The sequence below is a fragment of the Asaia platycodi JCM 25414 genome (assembly GCF_000614545.1).
Taxonomy (GTDB): domain Bacteria; phylum Pseudomonadota; class Alphaproteobacteria; order Acetobacterales; family Acetobacteraceae; genus Asaia; species Asaia platycodi.
The window spans coordinates 101,129-115,240 of the sequence record NZ_BAKW01000004.1; the positions used below are offsets into that span (position 1 = coordinate 101,129).

Below are 14,112 nucleotides of genomic sequence, written 5' to 3' on the forward strand. Positions count from 1 at the left end.
CCGCCACGAAAGCGTCGACCACCGCGTCTGACAGCACCTGTGTCGAGGGCGCGCAATATATCGAGCACCCCCTATGAGTCAAATAAAACCATTCACTTTTACGTGATCGGCCTCACCGTCCTTATTTGTCGAGACCCAAAGCCGCGACAATTGACGCCTGCACAGCGTCGAGGCTCTGCATGCCATCAACGCGACGCAGACGGCCTGCGTCCTCGTAATAAGGCAGGATAGGCGCCGTCTGGTCTCTGTAGACCTGGATACGACGACGTACCGTGTCGGGTTCGTCATCCGCACGACGTGAGCCATCCGGCGCACGACGAGTGGCCAGGCGCGCCACAATCTGCTCGGCATCCACCTCGATGAGGATAACCGCATCGATCTTCACACCTCGCTCAGACAACATGGCGTCGAGCGCCTGTGCCTGGCTTTCCGTGCGGGGAAAGCCATCGAGAATGAACCCTTCCGCACAATCGGCCTTGAGCGTGCGGCTCTTGATCAGATCAATCATCACCGGATCGGGCACAAACTGACCGGATTCGACGATCGCCTTCACGTTAAGGCCGAGAGGCGTCCCCTCTGCCATCTCGCCACGCAGCATGTCTCCGGTGGAGATATGGGCGAGCTTGAATTTCTGCTCAAGCAGATCGGCCTGGGTGCCTTTCCCGGCGCCCGGCGGGCCAAGAAGGATGATGTTCATCGACGACGCATTCCTCTCGCCTGATCCGCCTTGCCGTTACCCCGACCGCGCTGCTTGCGAATCAGACCCTGATAACGATGAGCAACGAGGTGTGACTGTACCTGGGTCATGGTGTCGATCGTCACGGAGACGATAATGATCAAACTCGTACCACCAAAATAGAAAGGCACATTGTAACGACTGATCAGGATCTGCGGAAGCAGACACACGGCCACAAGATAGAGAGCACCGATCGTCGTCAGTCGCGACAGGATTCGATCGAAATAGCGCGCTGTATTTGAGCCGGGCCGGATCCCAGGAACAAAGCCTCCCTGCTTGCGCAGGTTCTCGGCGGTCTCTTCGGGATTGAAGGTTACCGCAGCGTAGAAATACGAGAAGAACAGGATCATCGCGGCGTAGAAGATCATGTAGAGCGGCTGACCCTGACCAAACTCCTGACCGAGCGTGTTCAGCCAGCCAGGCATGTTCTTGCCGTTCATGAAACCGGAGATCGTGACCGGGATCAGGAGCACCGACGAGGCGAAGATCGGCGGGATGACGCCGGCCGTATTCACTTTCAGCGGCATATGAGACGAGTCGCCACCAAACATGCGGCTACCGACCTGACGCTTCGGATACTGGATCACCACGCGACGCTGGGCCTGCTCCATGAACACGATAAAGGCGATGGTTGCCCCGGCCAGTACGAGGAACAGCAGCACGAAGAACGGCGAAAGCGCGCCTGTATAGCCAAGCTGGAACAGGCTCGCGAGAGCGTGCGGCAGATTGGCGACAATGCCTGCAAAGATGATCAGCGAGATACCATTGCCTACACCGCGCGATGTGATCTGTTCGCCCAGCCACATGAGAAACATGGTGCCACCCACAAGGGTAATCACACTGGACAGGATGAAGAACGGCCCCGGTGACACGACCGCACTCGTTCCGCCACTGGTCATGTGTTCGAGCCCCATGGCGATGCCATAGGCCTGGAAAAGCGCAATAAGCACGGTCAGGTAACGCGTATAGGCATTGAGCTTCTTACGACCCTGCTCGCCTTCCTTCTTGAGCGCCTCAAGCGACGGCAGAGCGGTCGAAAGAAGCTGCACGATGATGGACGCGCTGATGTAAGGCATGATGTTGAGCGCAAATACGGTCATACGACCAAGTGCACCACCGGTGAACATGTCGAACATGCCGATGATGCCGCCTTGGTTCTGGTGCAGAAGCTGCCCCATGACCGTCGCATCCACACCGGGCACCGGAATATAGGTACCAAGGCGATAGATGATGAGCGCACCCAGGGTGAACCAGATACGCTTTTTCAACTCGGTCGCCTTGGCGAACGAGCTCAGATTGAGATTGGCGGCAAGCTGCTCGGCTGCGGAGGCCATCCACCGGTCCTTTCAACAAAAACAGCGTCACCGCGCAGGCGCGGGACGCTGTTCATGATTACCTGTGCCCGCCCTGCACCGCAACGGCCCAGGGCGTTCTTATCGGGCGATCAGGCCTCGGCGGGAGCCTCGGCCTTGGCGGCAACCTTGACAGAGCCACCAGCCTTCTCGACAGCCGCGATAGCGGTTGCGGAAGCACCGGAGACTTCAACGGTCACGGCGCGGGTCAGCTCGCCCTTTGCCAGCAGACGGATACCGGCATACTTGCCCGTACCAACCAGACCAGCAGCGCGGAGCGTCTCTTCCGTGATCGTCGCGTCTGCCTGAAGCTTGCCATCAGCGAGTGCACGGTCGATGGCGCCCAGGTTCACCGGAGCAAATTCCTTGCGGAAGATGTTCTTGAACCCGCGCTTCGGCATACGGCGATACAGCGGAAGCTGACCACCCTCGAAGCCGTTCAGAGACACGCCTTCACGAGCCTTCTGACCCTTAACGCCGCGACCTGAGGTCTTACCTTTGCCTGAACCGATACCACGGCCCAGACGCTTCTTGCGGTAACGCGCACCGGCGTTATCGCGCAGTTCATTAAGGTTCATATCAACCCTCCACCTGGATGAGGTGGGCAACCTTGCGGATCATGCCGCGAACCGAAGGGGTGTCCTCCAGCTCACGCTCACTGCCGATTCCGCGCAGACCGAGACCAACAAGGGTATCAGCCTGACCGGGCTTGCGCCCGATAGCGGAAGCGATCTGCTTGACGCGAACAGTCTTGTTCTCAGCCATGGGTCGCCTCCGCTGCATCGTCGGTCTGCGAATCGCGCTTGGCGAACAGCTCGGAAGCTTCTTGCCACGGCGGCTTGCAACAGCGCGGGGGCTGCTGCAACGCTCGAGCGCGTCGAAGGTCGCCTTGACCATGTTATGCGGGTTACGGGTCCCGAGAGACTTCGCAACCACGTCGTTTACGCCCAGTGACTCGAAGACAGCGCGCATCGGGCCGCCTGCGATGATCCCGGTTCCGGCTTCAGCTGCACGAACCACGACCTTACCGGCACCGAAATGCCCGAAAGAATCATGATGAAGCGTGCGGCCTTCCTTCATCGGAACGCGAATCATGGTGCGCTTGGCGCGTTCGGTCGCCTTGCGGATCGCCTCGGGGACTTCACGGGCCTTGCCCGCACCGTACCCAACGCGACCCTTCTGGTCACCAACCACAACCAGAGCAGCAAAAGCGAAACGACGTCCGCCCTTTACCACCTTGGCCACGCGATTGATGGTTACCAGCTTGTCAACCAGATCGTCGCCTTCGCGTTCCCGCTCGCGACCACCACGGCCGCCTTCTCTTGGCTCACGTGCATGTGTGATCCTTCCTTAGAACGAAAGGCCGCCCTCACGGGCAGCTTCGGCCAGCGCCTTGACGCGGCATGATAAAGATATGCACCGCGATCGAACACGACCGCCGTCACGCCAGCGGCGAGAGCGCGCTCTGCAACCAGCTTGCCGACAACCGAAGCGGCTTCGACATTCGCGCCGGTCTTGCCAGCGTCGCGCAGGGTCTTCTCGAGGGTCGACGCGCTGGCGAGTGTCACGCCCTGCGCATCGTCGATGACCTGTGCATAAATGTTCTTGCCTGAGCGGAAGACCGACAAACGCGGCCGGCCACCGCTCTTGCGGCGAAGCTGGAAGCGAAGCCGCTGACGGCGCCGTTCCTGCAATCCATGCTGCGTAGCCATTATTTCTTCTTGCCTTCCTTACGACGGAGAACTTCGGTCTCGTACCGCACGCCCTTGCCCTTATAGGTTCCGGCTTGCGGAAGTTGCGGATATCGAGCGCAACCTGACCAACACGCTGCTTGTCGTTACCCTCGACCGTGATGGCCGTGGGACGGGGCGTGGTGATCTTGACGTCAGCCGGAATCGGATAAACGACGTCGTGGGAATACCCGAGATTCATCACCAGGTTGGAACCCTGAACGCTGGCACGGAAACCCGTTCCTGTGATTTCGAGCGTCTTGCTGAAACCTTCGGAAACGCCCTTGACCAAGTTGGCGACGATAGCGCGGGTCGTGCCCCACATCGTCCAGGTCTCACGCGAACGATTACCGACCGGAAGGATCGCAACCTTGCCGTCTTCGACCTTTGCTTCGACGAAACGCGTCAGCGGCATGGTCAGAGAACCGCGCTTACCCTTGGCCGTCAGCGACCCGTCGGTGATGGAGATATCCACACCTGCGGGAATGACAACCGGATACTTGCCTACTCGTGACATGTGATCCTCCTTAGAAGACGCGGCAGAGGACTTCGCCACCGACATTCGCGGCGCGAGCTCGATATCCGACAGGATACCGCGCGGGGTGGACAGGATCGACACGCCGAGACCGGCATACACGCGCGGCAGTTCCTTGATCTTGGAATACACGCGACGGCCCGGCTTGGACACGCGGTGGATTTCCTTGATCACGGGCTGGCCGTCTGCATACTTCAGCTCGATGCGAAGCTGGGAGATACCGGCGCGCAGCTCTTCCGTGGTGTAACCACGAATATAGCCTTCGCGACGCAGCGCTTCCAGAACGTTCGCACGCAGCTTGGAAGCTGGTGCGATGCAAGCCGCGTGACGGGCACGCTGGGCATTGCGAATGCGGGTGAGCATATCACCCAACGGATCGGATAGGGACATTCGCTTCTACCTTACCAGCTCGACTTGACCATACCGGGGATCTGGCCGGTGGAGGCCAGGTCGCGCAGAGCGATACGGCTCAGCTCGAACTTGCGGTAGTTCGCGCGGGGACGTCCCGAAACCTTGCAACGCAGACGGAAACGAATACGCGACCCGTTGCGCGGCATTTCTGCCAGCTTCAGGGTTGCGTCGAAACGCTCCTCTACCGGAAGGGTCCGGTCCTTGATGATATCTTTCAACGCGGTCCGCTTCGCCTTGTCGCGCTGCGCCATATAGGCGCGCTTGGCGTTGCGGTTCACGGCGGAGATTTTTGCCATGCTAAATCTTCTCCCGGAACCTGTCGGGCCAATCCCAACGGTTTTCCAAACAGCGTGTGTATATAGGGAGCCGGGCCTGCTTTGGAAAGCAAAAAACCCGGCTCAACCCGACAAATCAGGCAGTGAAGGGCAGATCGAACGCTTGAGCAGCGCTTTTGCCTCTTCATCCGTCTTCGCCGTGGTGACGAAGATGATGTCCATGCCACGTACGGAGTCGATCTTGTCGTAATCGATTTCCGGGAACACGATCTGCTCCTTGATACCCATGGCGAAGTTGCCACGACCATCAAAGCCCTTGTTCGGGGGCAGACCGCGGAAGTCACGAATACGAGGCATCGCGATCGTCACGAGACGGTCGAGAAACTCGTACATACGTGTGCGACGCAGGGTCACCTTGCAGCCGATGGGCAGGCCTTCACGGATCTTGAAGCCTGCGATAGCCTTGCGGGCCACCGTCTTGACGGGCTTCTGACCGGAGATGGCTGCCATTTCGGCAACGGCGGCATCGAGCTGCTTCTGGTCGCCGGCGCTTCGCCAACGCCCATGTTCAGGACGATCTTTTCCAGCTTCGGAACCTGCATGGCGTTCTTGTAGCCGAACTGCTCGCGCAGCTGGCCACGAAGGACGTCATTGTAACGCTGCTGCAGGCGCGGCTGAACGCGGATAATGGTCTCGCTCATGGTCGCCCCCTTAGCCTTCGATTACTTCGCCGGTCACCTTGGCGACGCGGACCTTGCGCCCATCCTCGAGCTGACGGAAACCGACGCGAGTCGGCTTGCCGCTCTTCGGATCGACGAGCTTCAGGTTGGACAGATGAACCGGCATTTCCTTGGCGATAATGCCGCCTTCCTGGTTCATGCGGGTTGGCTTCTGGTGACGCTTGGCCACCGCAACACCGCGCACGATGGCCTTTTCGACCTTCGGCAGAACAGCAAGGACCTCACCGCGCGTACCGCGCGACGAGCCGGAGAGGACCAGAACCTGGTCACCCTTCTTGATACGAGCAGCCATTATAGCACCTCCGGAGCCAGGGAGATGATCTTCATGAACTTGCGCGCACGCAGCTCACGAACCACCGGGCCAAAGATACGCGTGCCGATGGGCTCCATCGACTTGTTGATCAGCACAGCCGCATTCTTGTCGAAGCGGATGGCGCTGCCGTCAGCGCGACGAACAGGGTAGGACGTGCGAACGATGACGGCCTGATGGACGTCACCCTTCTTCACCTTGCCGCGGGGAATCGCTTCCTTGACGGACACGACGATCACGTCGCCGACCGAGGCGGTCTTCCGCTTGGAGCCGCCCAGCACCTTGATGCACTGCACCTGACGAGCGCCGGAATTGTCGGCGACTTCCAGATTGGTCTCGGGATGGATCATTTCTCAGTCCCCTCTTACGCTGACGCCTGAGCCGGTGCCGTCGCCGCAACCTCAAGGGCCGCGCCGTTACGGGTGATCACCGTCCAGGTCTTGCGCTTGGAAATCGGAGCACATTCTTCAATGCGCACCGTATCTCCGATCTTGCACTCATTCAGCTCGTCATGCGCCGCATACTTTTTAGAGCGACGAATGAACTTCTTATAGAGCGGGTGCATAATGCGGCGATCAACAAGAACGGTAACCGTCTTGTCCATCTTGTCGCTTGTCACTCGCCCTGTCAGGACGCGCTTGGCATCGTCCGTCTCCTCTCAGGACTCTGCGGTGGACGTTTTTGCGCCCACCTTGTTCTTCGATTGATGCGCAACCGTCTTGATGCGAGCGATCGCACGACGGAGTACGCGAACACGGCCGACTCCTTCGGACTGACCTGTAGCAGCCTGGAACCGGAGGTTCAGCTGCTCACGCTTCAGATCCAGAAGAAGGGCATCGAGCTCATCGGCTGATTTGGCGCGCAGATCGGCAACTTTATATGCGTCAGCCATGATCAAGCCTCCCCAATCCGGGTGATGAACTTGGTCTTGATCGGCAGCTTTGCTGCGCCAAGAGCCAGTGCCTCACGTGCCACTTCAGGCGGCACGCCTTCGATTTCAAACAGCACGCGGCCGGGCTTCACACGGGCCACCCAGAATTCGGGCGAGCCCTTGCCAGAGCCCATGCGGACTTCGGCAGGCTTTGTGGAAACCGGCAGATCCGGAAAGATCCGGATCCACACGCGACCTGCACGCTTCATGGCGCGAGTGATCGCGCGACGTGACGCTTCGATCTGGCGTGCGTGATACGTTCGGGTTCAAGAGCCTTAAGGCCGAACGCGCCGAAATTCAACGTCGTTCCGCCCTTGGCCAACCCATGAATGCGGCCCTTGTGGGCCTTGCGAAACTTAGTCCGCTTCGGGGAAAGCATGGTGTCGTATCCTCATGCGCCTCGCGGCGCTTGTCATAATCTACTGCTCAGCGCTGCGGCGCTTGTTCCGCTGCACGACGGTCCTGAGCCAACGGATCATGGGCAAGGATTTCACCCTTGAAGATCCAGACTTTGACACCGCACGTACCATAGGTCGTCTTGGCAGTGGCGATACCGTAATCGATGTCGGCACGCAACGTGTGAAGTGGCACGCGACCCTCGCGATACCACTCGACGCGAGCGATTTCCGCACCACCGAGACGGCCCGAGCAGTTGATCCGGATACCCTGCGCGCCAAGACGCATGGCAGACTGGACCGAACGCTTCATTGCACGACGGAAAGCCACGCGGCGCTCCAGCTGCTGTGCAATGTTCTCGGCAACCAGGGTCGCATCGATTTCAGGCTTGCGGATTTCCACAATGTTCAGCGCAACATCGGTCTTGGCCAGACGGCTCAGCTCCTTGCGCAGATTGTCGATATCCTGGCCCTTTTTGCCGATGACCACACCCGGACGCGCCGCATAGATCGTGACGCGGGGCTTCTTGGCCGGGCGCTCGATCACAACGCGCGAAACGCCTGCACCCGAGAGCTTGCGACGCAGGAAAGCGCGCAGCTTCAGGTCTTCATGCAGCAGACGGGAATAATCGGTGCCAGCGTACCAGCGGCTATCCCAGGTGCGGTTAATGCCGAGCCGGAGCCCGATCGGATTGACTTTGTGTCCCATATCAGGCTGCCTTCTGCTCTGCTGCGTCTTTGCCCTTGCCCTTCGGCGCAGGCGCTTCTTCTGCAGCGCGCTCGGCAACGACGATCTTCAGATGGCTGAAGAACTTCTCGATGCGCGAGGAACGACCACGGCCACGAGCGTGGAAACGCTTCATGACGATCGACTTGCCAACTTCTGCGGTCTTGACCACGAGCTGATCGACATCGAGCTGATGATTGTTCTCTGCGTTAGCAACAGCGCTCTCAAGGGCCTTGCGGACCTCCTGAGCGATGCGGCGACGTGAGAACGTCAGCGCTGCGATTGCCTTGTCTGCCGGCTGGTTGCGAATCATCGCTGCAACCAGGTTCAGCTTGCGCGGGCTGACGCGGATGTTGCGGGCAACTGCCTGCGCTTCCGTATCAGCAGTGTGCGAATGTGCTTCGGCTTGCTCATGATCAGCCCCGCTTCGACTTCTTGTCGGAAGCATGACCCGGGAACGTGCGCGTCGGCGAGAACTCACCGAACTTGTGCCCGACCATGTTTTCCGTCACCTGCACCGGCAGGAACTTATGGCCATTATAAACGCCGAACGTGAGTCCGACGAACTGCGGCAGGATGGTGGAACGACGCGACCAGATCTTGATCACCTCATTACGACCCGAAGCGCGTGACGCTTCGGCCTTGCCGAACAAGTACCCGTCAACGAACGGGCCCTTCCAGACGGAACGTGCCATCTCTGTTTGCCCCCTTCTTACTTGCCGGTCTTGCGGCGACGGATGATCAGGCTGTCCGTCTTCTTGTTAACACGAGTCTTGTAGCCCTTGGTCGGCTTGCCCCACGGCGTCACCGGATGACGGCCACCGGAGGTACGACCTTCACCACCACCATGCGGATGGTCGACCGGGTTCATGACGACGCCGCGGTTATGCGGGCGGCGACCGAGCCAACGGTTACGACCAGCCTTGCCGAGATGCTGGTTCATGTTGTCGGGGTTCGACACCGCGCCAACAGTTGCCATGCATTCACCGCGCACGAGACGCAGTTCACCGGACTGAAGCTTGACCTGGGCGTAGCCGGCATCCTTGCCGACCAGCTGGCAATAGGTGCCAGCCGAACGGGCAATCTTGCCACCAGCACCGGGCTTCAGCTCGATATTGTGCACGATCGTACCGACGGGCATCGAACCCAGCGGCATAGCGTTACCAGGCTTAACGTCAGTGCGTTCGCCAGCGATAACCTGATCGCCAACCTTAACGCGCTGCGGCGCCAGGATGTACGCCAGCTCGCCATCTTCGTACTTGATCAGCGCGATGAAGGCGGTGCGGTTCGGGTCATATTCCAGACGCTCGACAATGCCGGCAACGTCGAACTTGCGACGCTTGAAGTCGACATAGCGATAGGACTGCTTGTGCCCGCCGCCACGGAAACGCGACGTGGTACGGCCGTGATTGTTACGACCGCCCGTCTTGTTCTTGCCTTCGGTCAGCTGCTTGACCGGCTTGCCCTTGTAGAGCTCGCTGCGATCGATCAGAACCGTGCCACGTGTGCTCGGCGTCGTGGGATTAAAGTGCTTGAGTGCCATGGTATCCTATCCCGCGTCAGCCCAGCTTCGCGGTGAGGTCAATGGACTGACCTTCCGCAAGCTGAACATACGCCTTCTTGATGTCCGAACGGCGACCAGGACGGCCCTTGACCATCTTGGTCTTGCCCTTCTGCACCAGCGTGTTCACGGAGACGACCTTGACGCCGAAGAGCGTCTCGACCGCAACCTTGATTTCCGGCTTGGCGGCCGTCATGGCCACGCGGAAAACAACCTGGTTACGCTCGGAAAGGGCCGTCGCCTTTTCGGTGATGAGCGGCGCGCGAACGATGTCGAACATCGATTCACGCGTCATGCGCAGCGCCTTGTTACGGCGCGCAAGAACGATGCTCGTGGTCATGCCAGGCGCTCCTTGAGACCTTCGAGCCCAGCGCGCGTCAGCACGAGAACGTCGTGGTTCAGAATGTCATACACATTGGCACCGATCGTGGGCAGCACGTCGATCTTGGGCAGGTTGCGCACAGCGCGACCGAAAGCCACATCAACGGCGCCGTCGACGATCAGGGCGGAGGACCACCCGAGTGCTGCCAGCTTTGCAGCGGCTTCACGGGTCTTGGTCACACCGGCTGCCTGATCGATGACGATCAGCTTGCCAGCAGCGGCCTTCTGCGACAGCGCAGAAATCAGGCCAAGGCGACGCACCTTCTTGGGGAGGTCATAGCCATGGTCGCGAACGACCGGACCATGAACAACGCCACCGGTACGGAACTGCGGAGCGCGCAGCGAGCCCTGACGTGCCGAGCCGGTGCCTTTCTGGCGGAACGGCTTCTTGGTCGTGCCAGAAACTTCGCCCATGCCCTTGGTGCGGTGCGTACCGGCGCGGCGCTTGGCCAGCTGCCAGTGGACGACGCGCGCCATGATGTCCGCACGCGGAGTCGCGCCGAACAGTTCCTCAGGCAGGGACACCGTACCGGCGCTGCCATTATCGAGGGTTTTGATATCGTATTCCATCGCCCTCAGTCCTTAACCGGCGGCCGCTGCAGTCGCTGCCGGGTACGGCGCATCTGCATGGCGGGCCTTCTTGATCGCATCGCGGATCATCACCAGGCCATCCTTGGCACCCGGAATCGAACCACGAACCATGATCAGGTTGCGTTCGGCATCAACGGCTGCCACTTCGAGGTTGAGCGTCGTGATACGCTCGTCACCCATGTGACCGGCCATTTTCTTGCCCTTGAAGACCTTGCCCGGATCCTGGCGCTGACCCGTCGAACCATGCGAACGATGGCTGATGGACACGCCGTGGGAGGCTTCAAGACCAGCGAAGTTCCAGCGCTTCATGACGCCGGCGAAGCCTTTGCCCTTGCTGGTGCCGGTGACGTCGATCTTCTGGCCAACGACGAAATGGGCCGCAGAGAGCTTCGTGCCAGCCTCAAGCACGGCATCTTCCGCCACGCGAAACTCGACGAGAGTCTTCTTCGGCTCCACCTTGGTGCGAGCATAATGGCCACGCATCGGCTTGGTGACGTTCTTCACCTTCGCCTTGCTCATGCCGATCTGCACTGCGGTGTAGCCATCACGCTCCTGCGTGCGGGCGTCCACAACCTCGACCTCGTCGAGATGCAGCACTGTGACCGGCACATGTGTGCCATCTTCCTTGAATAGCCGGGTCATACCCAGCTTTTTTGCGATCAATCCGGTACGCATCGTCTGGACCTTAAAGTTTGATCTCGACATCAACGCCAGCGGCGAGGTCGAGCTTCATGAGGGCGTCCACGGTCTGCGGTGTCGGCTCGACGATGTCGAGCAGGCGGCGATGAGTCCGAATTTCGAACTGCTCGCGGCTTTTCTTGTCCACATGTGGGGAACGGTTCACAGTGAACCGCTCGATATGCGTCGGTAGCGGGATAGGACCCCGAACCCGCGCACCCGTACGCTTCGCCGTGTTTACGATTTCCTTCGTGCTGTTGTCGAGCACGCGGTGATCGTACGCCTTTAGGCGAATGCGGATGTTCTGGTTGTCCATCTTACCAATAATCCAACTCGTTGGGGTTCGGGTCTTACCCTGCTCCCTCCTGGCCCCTGGTAAAGCCGACCCCGGCCGGATTGCTCCGACCGGGGCCAGCCAATTCAGGGCCCGTGCTTAAAATCAGGCGCTGATCGAGGAGACCACGCCTGCACCGACGGTGCGGCCGCCTTCACGGATAGCGAAGCGGAGACCTTCGTCCATGGCGATCGGAGCGATAAGCTCGACGTCCATGGCAACGTTGTCACCCGGCATGACCATTTCCGTGCCTTCCGGCAGCTGAACGACGCCCGTGACGTCGGTCGTGCGGAAATAGAACTGCGGACGGTAGTTTGTAAAGAAAGGAGTGTGACGTCCGCCTTCTTCCTTCGTGAGGATATAAGCCTCAGCCTTGAAGTTCCTGTGCGGGGTGATCGAACCCGGCTTTGCGAGAACCTGGCCACGCTCGACGTCTTCACGCTTCGTGCCACGAACCAGCGCACCGATGTTGTCACCAGCTTCACCGCGATCGAGCAGCTTGCGGAACATCTCAACGCCCGTGACGGTCGTCTTGATGGTGTCCTTCAGGCCGACGATTTCAACTTCGTCACCGACGTTCACGATACCGCGCTCAACGCGACCCGTGACAACCGTGCCACGACCCGAGATCGAGAACACGTCTTCGATCGGCATCAGGAACGGACGGTCAACCGGACGCTCCGGCTGCGGGATGTAGGTGTCGACAGCTTCCATCAGCTCGAGCACGCGGTCTTCACCGATCGCGGCGTCGCCGTCTTCGAGCGTCACCAGAGCCGAACCCTTGACGATGGGGATATCGTCGCCAGGGAACTGGTAGGACGACAGAAGCTCACGAACTTCCATTTCGACGAGCTCGAGCAGCTCGGCGTCGTCAACCTGGTCAACCTTGTTCAGGAACACGACCAGGGCCGGCACACCGACCTGGCGAGCGAGCAGGATGTGCTCACGCGTCTGCGGCATCGGGCCGTCAGCGGCGGAAACAACCAGAATCGCGCCGTCCATCTGAGCAGCACCGGTGATCATGTTCTTGACGTAGTCAGCATGGCCCGGGCAGTCGACGTGGGCGTAGTGACGGTTCTTGGTCTCGTACTCAACGTGAGCGGTGGAGATCGTGATGCCGCGAGCGCGCTCTTCAGGAGCCGCGTCGATCTGGTCATACGCACGGTAGGTCGCACCGCCAGACTTGGCGAGCGTCTTCGTGATTGCAGCCGTCAGTGAGGTCTTGCCATGGTCAACGTGACCGATGGTGCCGATGTTGCAGTGCGGCTTCGTCCGCTCAAATTTAGCCTTAGCCATCATTCTCTCCATAACCCACCGCCGAATAAGCGGCGGGGAAGATTGCTAATTCGTACCGGGCGCTCCGTAAAGAGGCACCCGGGGAAACAGGTCAGCTTTTAAAGCTTACCAACGATAGTGGCTGAATGCCTTGTTGGCTTCAGCCATGCGATGCGTGTCTTCGCGCTTCTTGACGGCGGAGCCGCGATTATTGATCGCGTCCATCAGCTCGTTGGAAAGGCGTTCCTGCATCGTGTTTTCACCGCGCTTGCGCGAGGCGTCGATCAGCCAGCGAATGGCGAGGGCCTGACGGCGCTCGGTGCGAACCTCGACGGGGACCTGATAGGTCGCACCGCCGACGCGGCGGGAGCGAACCTCTACGGCCGGCTTCACGTTGTCCAGCGCCGCATGGAACATGGCGACCGGGTCAGCCGTAGCACCGCCACGGCGGCGCACGGATTCCAGCGCGCCGTAGACAATGCCTTCGGCTGTGGACTTTTTACCGTCGTACATCAGGGCGTTCATAAAACGCGTGATGACGACATCTCCGAATTTCGGATCGGGAAGGATCTCACGCTTAACAGCGCGATGACGGCGACTCATGCCTGAATTTCCTCTTACTTCGGACGCTTCGCGCCGTACAGCGAACGGCGCTGACGACGCTTGGCGATGCCCTGCGTGTCAAGCACGCCGCGCAGGATGTGATAACGCACACCCGGCAAATCTTTTACACGGCCGCCGCGGATCAGCACGACGCTGTGTTCCTGCAGGTTATGGCCTTCACCGGGGATGTAGCTCACGACCTCATACCCGTTGGTCAGGCGCACCTTAGCCACCTTACGCAGGGCCGAGTTCGGCTTTTTCGGGGTAACCGTATAGACGCGCGTGCAGACGCCGCGCTTCTGGGGGCAACCCTGGAGGGCCGGCACTTTATTCCGCTTGGCGGCAGGCTCGCGGCCCTTGGCGATCAACTGGTTGATGGTCGGCATACGCCCTTCCCGATCCTTGTTCACTGCGAGACCGGACCAAGGCCCGATCTGCTCGCTTCCAACAAAATGCAGCGCGCGACAGAATGTCGCCCGCTTTGACTCTTTCACTACCGGCCTGAGCCTCACCCGAAGGCGGCGGCACCGTTAGCGTTTGATGCTGT

The 14,112-nt window shown here is 60.1% G+C and carries 19 protein-coding genes and 7 pseudogenes; all 26 read right to left on the reverse strand.

The window, feature by feature from the left end:
• Positions 1 to 121: 121 nt before the first annotated feature.
• The 26 genes and pseudogenes from JCM25414_RS04925 to rpsL all read right to left on the reverse strand — a co-directional run bounded on the left by JCM25414_RS04925 (position 122) and on the right by rpsL (position 13,951).
• On the reverse strand, positions 122 to 697 hold the full coding sequence (locus tag JCM25414_RS04925) for an adenylate kinase (protein WP_025840907.1): 576 nt from the start codon (positions 695 to 697) through the stop codon (positions 122 to 124).
• On the reverse strand, positions 694 to 2,070 hold the full coding sequence (gene secY, locus JCM25414_RS04930) for a preprotein translocase subunit SecY (RefSeq protein WP_025840908.1): 1,377 nt from the start codon (positions 2,068 to 2,070) through the stop codon (positions 694 to 696). Before secY ends, JCM25414_RS04925 begins: the two co-directional genes overlap by 4 nt.
• A gap of 110 nt (positions 2,071 to 2,180) precedes the next feature.
• Positions 2,181 to 2,666 carry a 50S ribosomal protein L15 gene (rplO, locus tag JCM25414_RS04935; protein ID WP_025840909.1) on the reverse strand — a complete coding sequence of 162 codons (486 nt, stop codon included), beginning with the start codon at positions 2,664 to 2,666 and terminating at the stop codon, positions 2,181 to 2,183.
• A gap of 1 nt (position 2,667) precedes the next feature.
• The gene (gene rpmD / locus JCM25414_RS26475; protein WP_025840910.1) at positions 2,668 to 2,853 is read right to left on the reverse strand and encodes a 50S ribosomal protein L30; all 186 of its coding nucleotides are present in this window, start codon (positions 2,851 to 2,853) and stop codon (positions 2,668 to 2,670) included.
• Positions 2,846 to 3,432, reverse strand: a pseudogene (gene rpsE, locus JCM25414_RS04945) (30S ribosomal protein S5). The gene rpmD and the pseudogene rpsE overlap by 8 nt, the downstream one beginning before the upstream one ends.
• A 6-nt stretch (positions 3,433 to 3,438) precedes the next feature.
• Positions 3,439 to 3,800, reverse strand: a pseudogene (gene rplR, locus JCM25414_RS04950) (50S ribosomal protein L18).
• Positions 3,800 to 4,335, reverse strand: a pseudogene (gene rplF, locus JCM25414_RS04955) (50S ribosomal protein L6). The pseudogenes rplR and rplF overlap by 1 nt, the downstream one beginning before the upstream one ends.
• Before the next feature lie 10 nt (positions 4,336 to 4,345).
• Positions 4,346 to 4,743: pseudogene (gene rpsH / locus JCM25414_RS04960) on the reverse strand (30S ribosomal protein S8).
• A gap of 11 nt (positions 4,744 to 4,754) precedes the next feature.
• The gene (gene rpsN / locus JCM25414_RS04965; protein WP_025840915.1) at positions 4,755 to 5,060 is read right to left on the reverse strand and encodes a 30S ribosomal protein S14; all 306 of its coding nucleotides are present in this window, start codon (positions 5,058 to 5,060) and stop codon (positions 4,755 to 4,757) included.
• A gap of 115 nt (positions 5,061 to 5,175) precedes the next feature.
• Positions 5,176 to 5,740 (reverse strand): annotated as a pseudogene (gene rplE, locus JCM25414_RS04970) (50S ribosomal protein L5).
• Between the two features lie 10 nt (positions 5,741 to 5,750).
• Positions 5,751 to 6,071 carry a 50S ribosomal protein L24 gene (rplX, locus tag JCM25414_RS04975; RefSeq protein WP_025840917.1) on the reverse strand — a complete coding sequence of 107 codons (321 nt, stop codon included), beginning with the start codon at positions 6,069 to 6,071 and terminating at the stop codon, positions 5,751 to 5,753.
• On the reverse strand, positions 6,071 to 6,439 hold the full coding sequence (gene rplN / locus JCM25414_RS04980) for a 50S ribosomal protein L14 (RefSeq protein WP_025822040.1): 369 nt from the start codon (positions 6,437 to 6,439) through the stop codon (positions 6,071 to 6,073). Before rplN ends, rplX begins: the two co-directional genes overlap by 1 nt.
• A 14-nt stretch (positions 6,440 to 6,453) precedes the next feature.
• Positions 6,454 to 6,720, reverse strand: coding sequence for a 30S ribosomal protein S17 (gene rpsQ / locus JCM25414_RS17305; protein WP_035442659.1), 267 nt, complete (start codon positions 6,718 to 6,720; stop codon positions 6,454 to 6,456).
• Positions 6,721 to 6,747: 27 nt separating this feature from the next.
• Positions 6,748 to 6,981, reverse strand: coding sequence for a 50S ribosomal protein L29 (gene rpmC, locus JCM25414_RS17310; RefSeq protein WP_025822036.1), 234 nt, complete (start codon positions 6,979 to 6,981; stop codon positions 6,748 to 6,750).
• Between the two features lie 2 nt (positions 6,982 to 6,983).
• Positions 6,984 to 7,399, reverse strand: a pseudogene (gene rplP / locus JCM25414_RS04990) (50S ribosomal protein L16).
• Between the two features lie 47 nt (positions 7,400 to 7,446).
• Positions 7,447 to 8,124, reverse strand: a complete 678-nt coding sequence (gene rpsC / locus JCM25414_RS04995) for a 30S ribosomal protein S3 (protein ID WP_025840919.1) — start codon at positions 8,122 to 8,124, stop codon at positions 7,447 to 7,449.
• Between the two features lies 1 nt (position 8,125).
• Positions 8,126 to 8,556 (reverse strand): annotated as a pseudogene (gene rplV, locus JCM25414_RS17315) (50S ribosomal protein L22).
• Positions 8,557 to 8,558: 2 nt separating this feature from the next.
• Complete coding sequence (gene rpsS / locus JCM25414_RS05005) at positions 8,559 to 8,837, reverse strand: 30S ribosomal protein S19 (RefSeq protein WP_023979000.1); 279 nt, start codon at positions 8,835 to 8,837, stop codon at positions 8,559 to 8,561.
• A 17-nt stretch (positions 8,838 to 8,854) separates the two neighbouring features.
• Entirely contained in the window at positions 8,855 to 9,685 is an 831-nt protein-coding gene (gene rplB / locus JCM25414_RS05010) for a 50S ribosomal protein L2 (protein ID WP_025840921.1), read from the reverse strand.
• Between the two features lie 16 nt (positions 9,686 to 9,701).
• Positions 9,702 to 9,998 carry a 50S ribosomal protein L23 gene (locus JCM25414_RS05015; RefSeq protein ID WP_188426281.1) on the reverse strand — a complete coding sequence of 99 codons (297 nt, stop codon included), beginning with the start codon at positions 9,996 to 9,998 and terminating at the stop codon, positions 9,702 to 9,704.
• A gap of 41 nt (positions 9,999 to 10,039) precedes the next feature.
• Positions 10,040 to 10,654, reverse strand: coding sequence for a 50S ribosomal protein L4 (gene rplD / locus JCM25414_RS05020; protein WP_025840923.1), 615 nt, complete (start codon positions 10,652 to 10,654; stop codon positions 10,040 to 10,042).
• A gap of 12 nt (positions 10,655 to 10,666) precedes the next feature.
• On the reverse strand, positions 10,667 to 11,350 hold the full coding sequence (gene rplC, locus JCM25414_RS05025) for a 50S ribosomal protein L3 (protein ID WP_025840924.1): 684 nt from the start codon (positions 11,348 to 11,350) through the stop codon (positions 10,667 to 10,669).
• 10 nt (positions 11,351 to 11,360) lie between these two features.
• Positions 11,361 to 11,669 (reverse strand): 30S ribosomal protein S10, encoded by a 309-nt coding sequence (gene rpsJ, locus JCM25414_RS05030; RefSeq protein WP_007282720.1) that lies wholly within the window; start codon positions 11,667 to 11,669, stop codon positions 11,361 to 11,363.
• 123 nt (positions 11,670 to 11,792) lie between these two features.
• Positions 11,793 to 12,983 carry an elongation factor Tu gene (tuf, locus tag JCM25414_RS05035; protein WP_025840925.1) on the reverse strand — a complete coding sequence of 397 codons (1,191 nt, stop codon included), beginning with the start codon at positions 12,981 to 12,983 and terminating at the stop codon, positions 11,793 to 11,795.
• Between the two features lie 105 nt (positions 12,984 to 13,088).
• Entirely contained in the window at positions 13,089 to 13,565 is a 477-nt protein-coding gene (gene rpsG / locus JCM25414_RS05040; protein ID WP_025822017.1) for a 30S ribosomal protein S7, read from the reverse strand.
• Positions 13,566 to 13,579: 14 nt separating this feature from the next.
• Positions 13,580 to 13,951, reverse strand: a complete 372-nt coding sequence (gene rpsL / locus JCM25414_RS05045) for a 30S ribosomal protein S12 (RefSeq protein WP_023979007.1) — start codon at positions 13,949 to 13,951, stop codon at positions 13,580 to 13,582.
• Positions 13,952 to 14,112: the final 161 nt, after the last annotated feature.

What these genes read in the sequence shown, in the direction of transcription:
- JCM25414_RS04925 (WP_025840907.1), bottom strand. Translation starts at nt 697, where the DNA reads ATGAACATCATCCTTCTTGGCCCGCCGGGCGCCGGGAAAGGCACCCAG.
- secY (WP_025840908.1), bottom strand. Translation starts at nt 2,070, where the DNA reads ATGGCCTCCGCAGCCGAGCAGCTTGCCGCCAATCTCAATCTGAGCTCG.
- rplO (WP_025840909.1), bottom strand. Translation starts at nt 2,666, where the DNA reads ATGAACCTTAATGAACTGCGCGATAACGCCGGTGCGCGTTACCGCAAG.
- rpmD (WP_025840910.1), bottom strand. Translation starts at nt 2,853, where the DNA reads ATGGCTGAGAACAAGACTGTTCGCGTCAAGCAGATCGCTTCCGCTATC.
- rpsN (WP_025840915.1), bottom strand. Translation starts at nt 5,060, where the DNA reads ATGGCAAAAATCTCCGCCGTGAACCGCAACGCCAAGCGCGCCTATATG.
- rplX (WP_025840917.1), bottom strand. Translation starts at nt 6,071, where the DNA reads ATGGCTGCTCGTATCAAGAAGGGTGACCAGGTTCTGGTCCTCTCCGGC.
- rplN (WP_025822040.1), bottom strand. Translation starts at nt 6,439, where the DNA reads ATGATCCATCCCGAGACCAATCTGGAAGTCGCCGACAATTCCGGCGCT.
- rpmC (WP_025822036.1), bottom strand. Translation starts at nt 6,981, where the DNA reads ATGGCTGACGCATATAAAGTTGCCGATCTGCGCGCCAAATCAGCCGAT.
- rpsC (WP_025840919.1), bottom strand. Translation starts at nt 8,124, where the DNA reads ATGGGACACAAAGTCAATCCGATCGGGCTCCGGCTCGGCATTAACCGC.
- rpsS (WP_023979000.1), bottom strand. Translation starts at nt 8,837, where the DNA reads ATGGCACGTTCCGTCTGGAAGGGCCCGTTCGTTGACGGGTACTTGTTC.
- rplB (WP_025840921.1), bottom strand. Translation starts at nt 9,685, where the DNA reads ATGGCACTCAAGCACTTTAATCCCACGACGCCGAGCACACGTGGCACG.
- JCM25414_RS05015 (WP_188426281.1), bottom strand. Translation starts at nt 9,998, where the DNA reads ATGACGCGTGAATCGATGTTCGACATCGTTCGCGCGCCGCTCATCACC.
- rplD (WP_025840923.1), bottom strand. Translation starts at nt 10,654, where the DNA reads ATGGAATACGATATCAAAACCCTCGATAATGGCAGCGCCGGTACGGTG.
- rplC (WP_025840924.1), bottom strand. Translation starts at nt 11,350, where the DNA reads ATGCGTACCGGATTGATCGCAAAAAAGCTGGGTATGACCCGGCTATTC.
- rpsJ (WP_007282720.1), bottom strand. Translation starts at nt 11,669, where the DNA reads ATGGACAACCAGAACATCCGCATTCGCCTAAAGGCGTACGATCACCGC.
- tuf (WP_025840925.1), bottom strand. Translation starts at nt 12,983, where the DNA reads ATGGCTAAGGCTAAATTTGAGCGGACGAAGCCGCACTGCAACATCGGC.
- rpsG (WP_025822017.1), bottom strand. Translation starts at nt 13,565, where the DNA reads ATGAGTCGCCGTCATCGCGCTGTTAAGCGTGAGATCCTTCCCGATCCG.
- rpsL (WP_023979007.1), bottom strand. Translation starts at nt 13,951, where the DNA reads ATGCCGACCATCAACCAGTTGATCGCCAAGGGCCGCGAGCCTGCCGCC.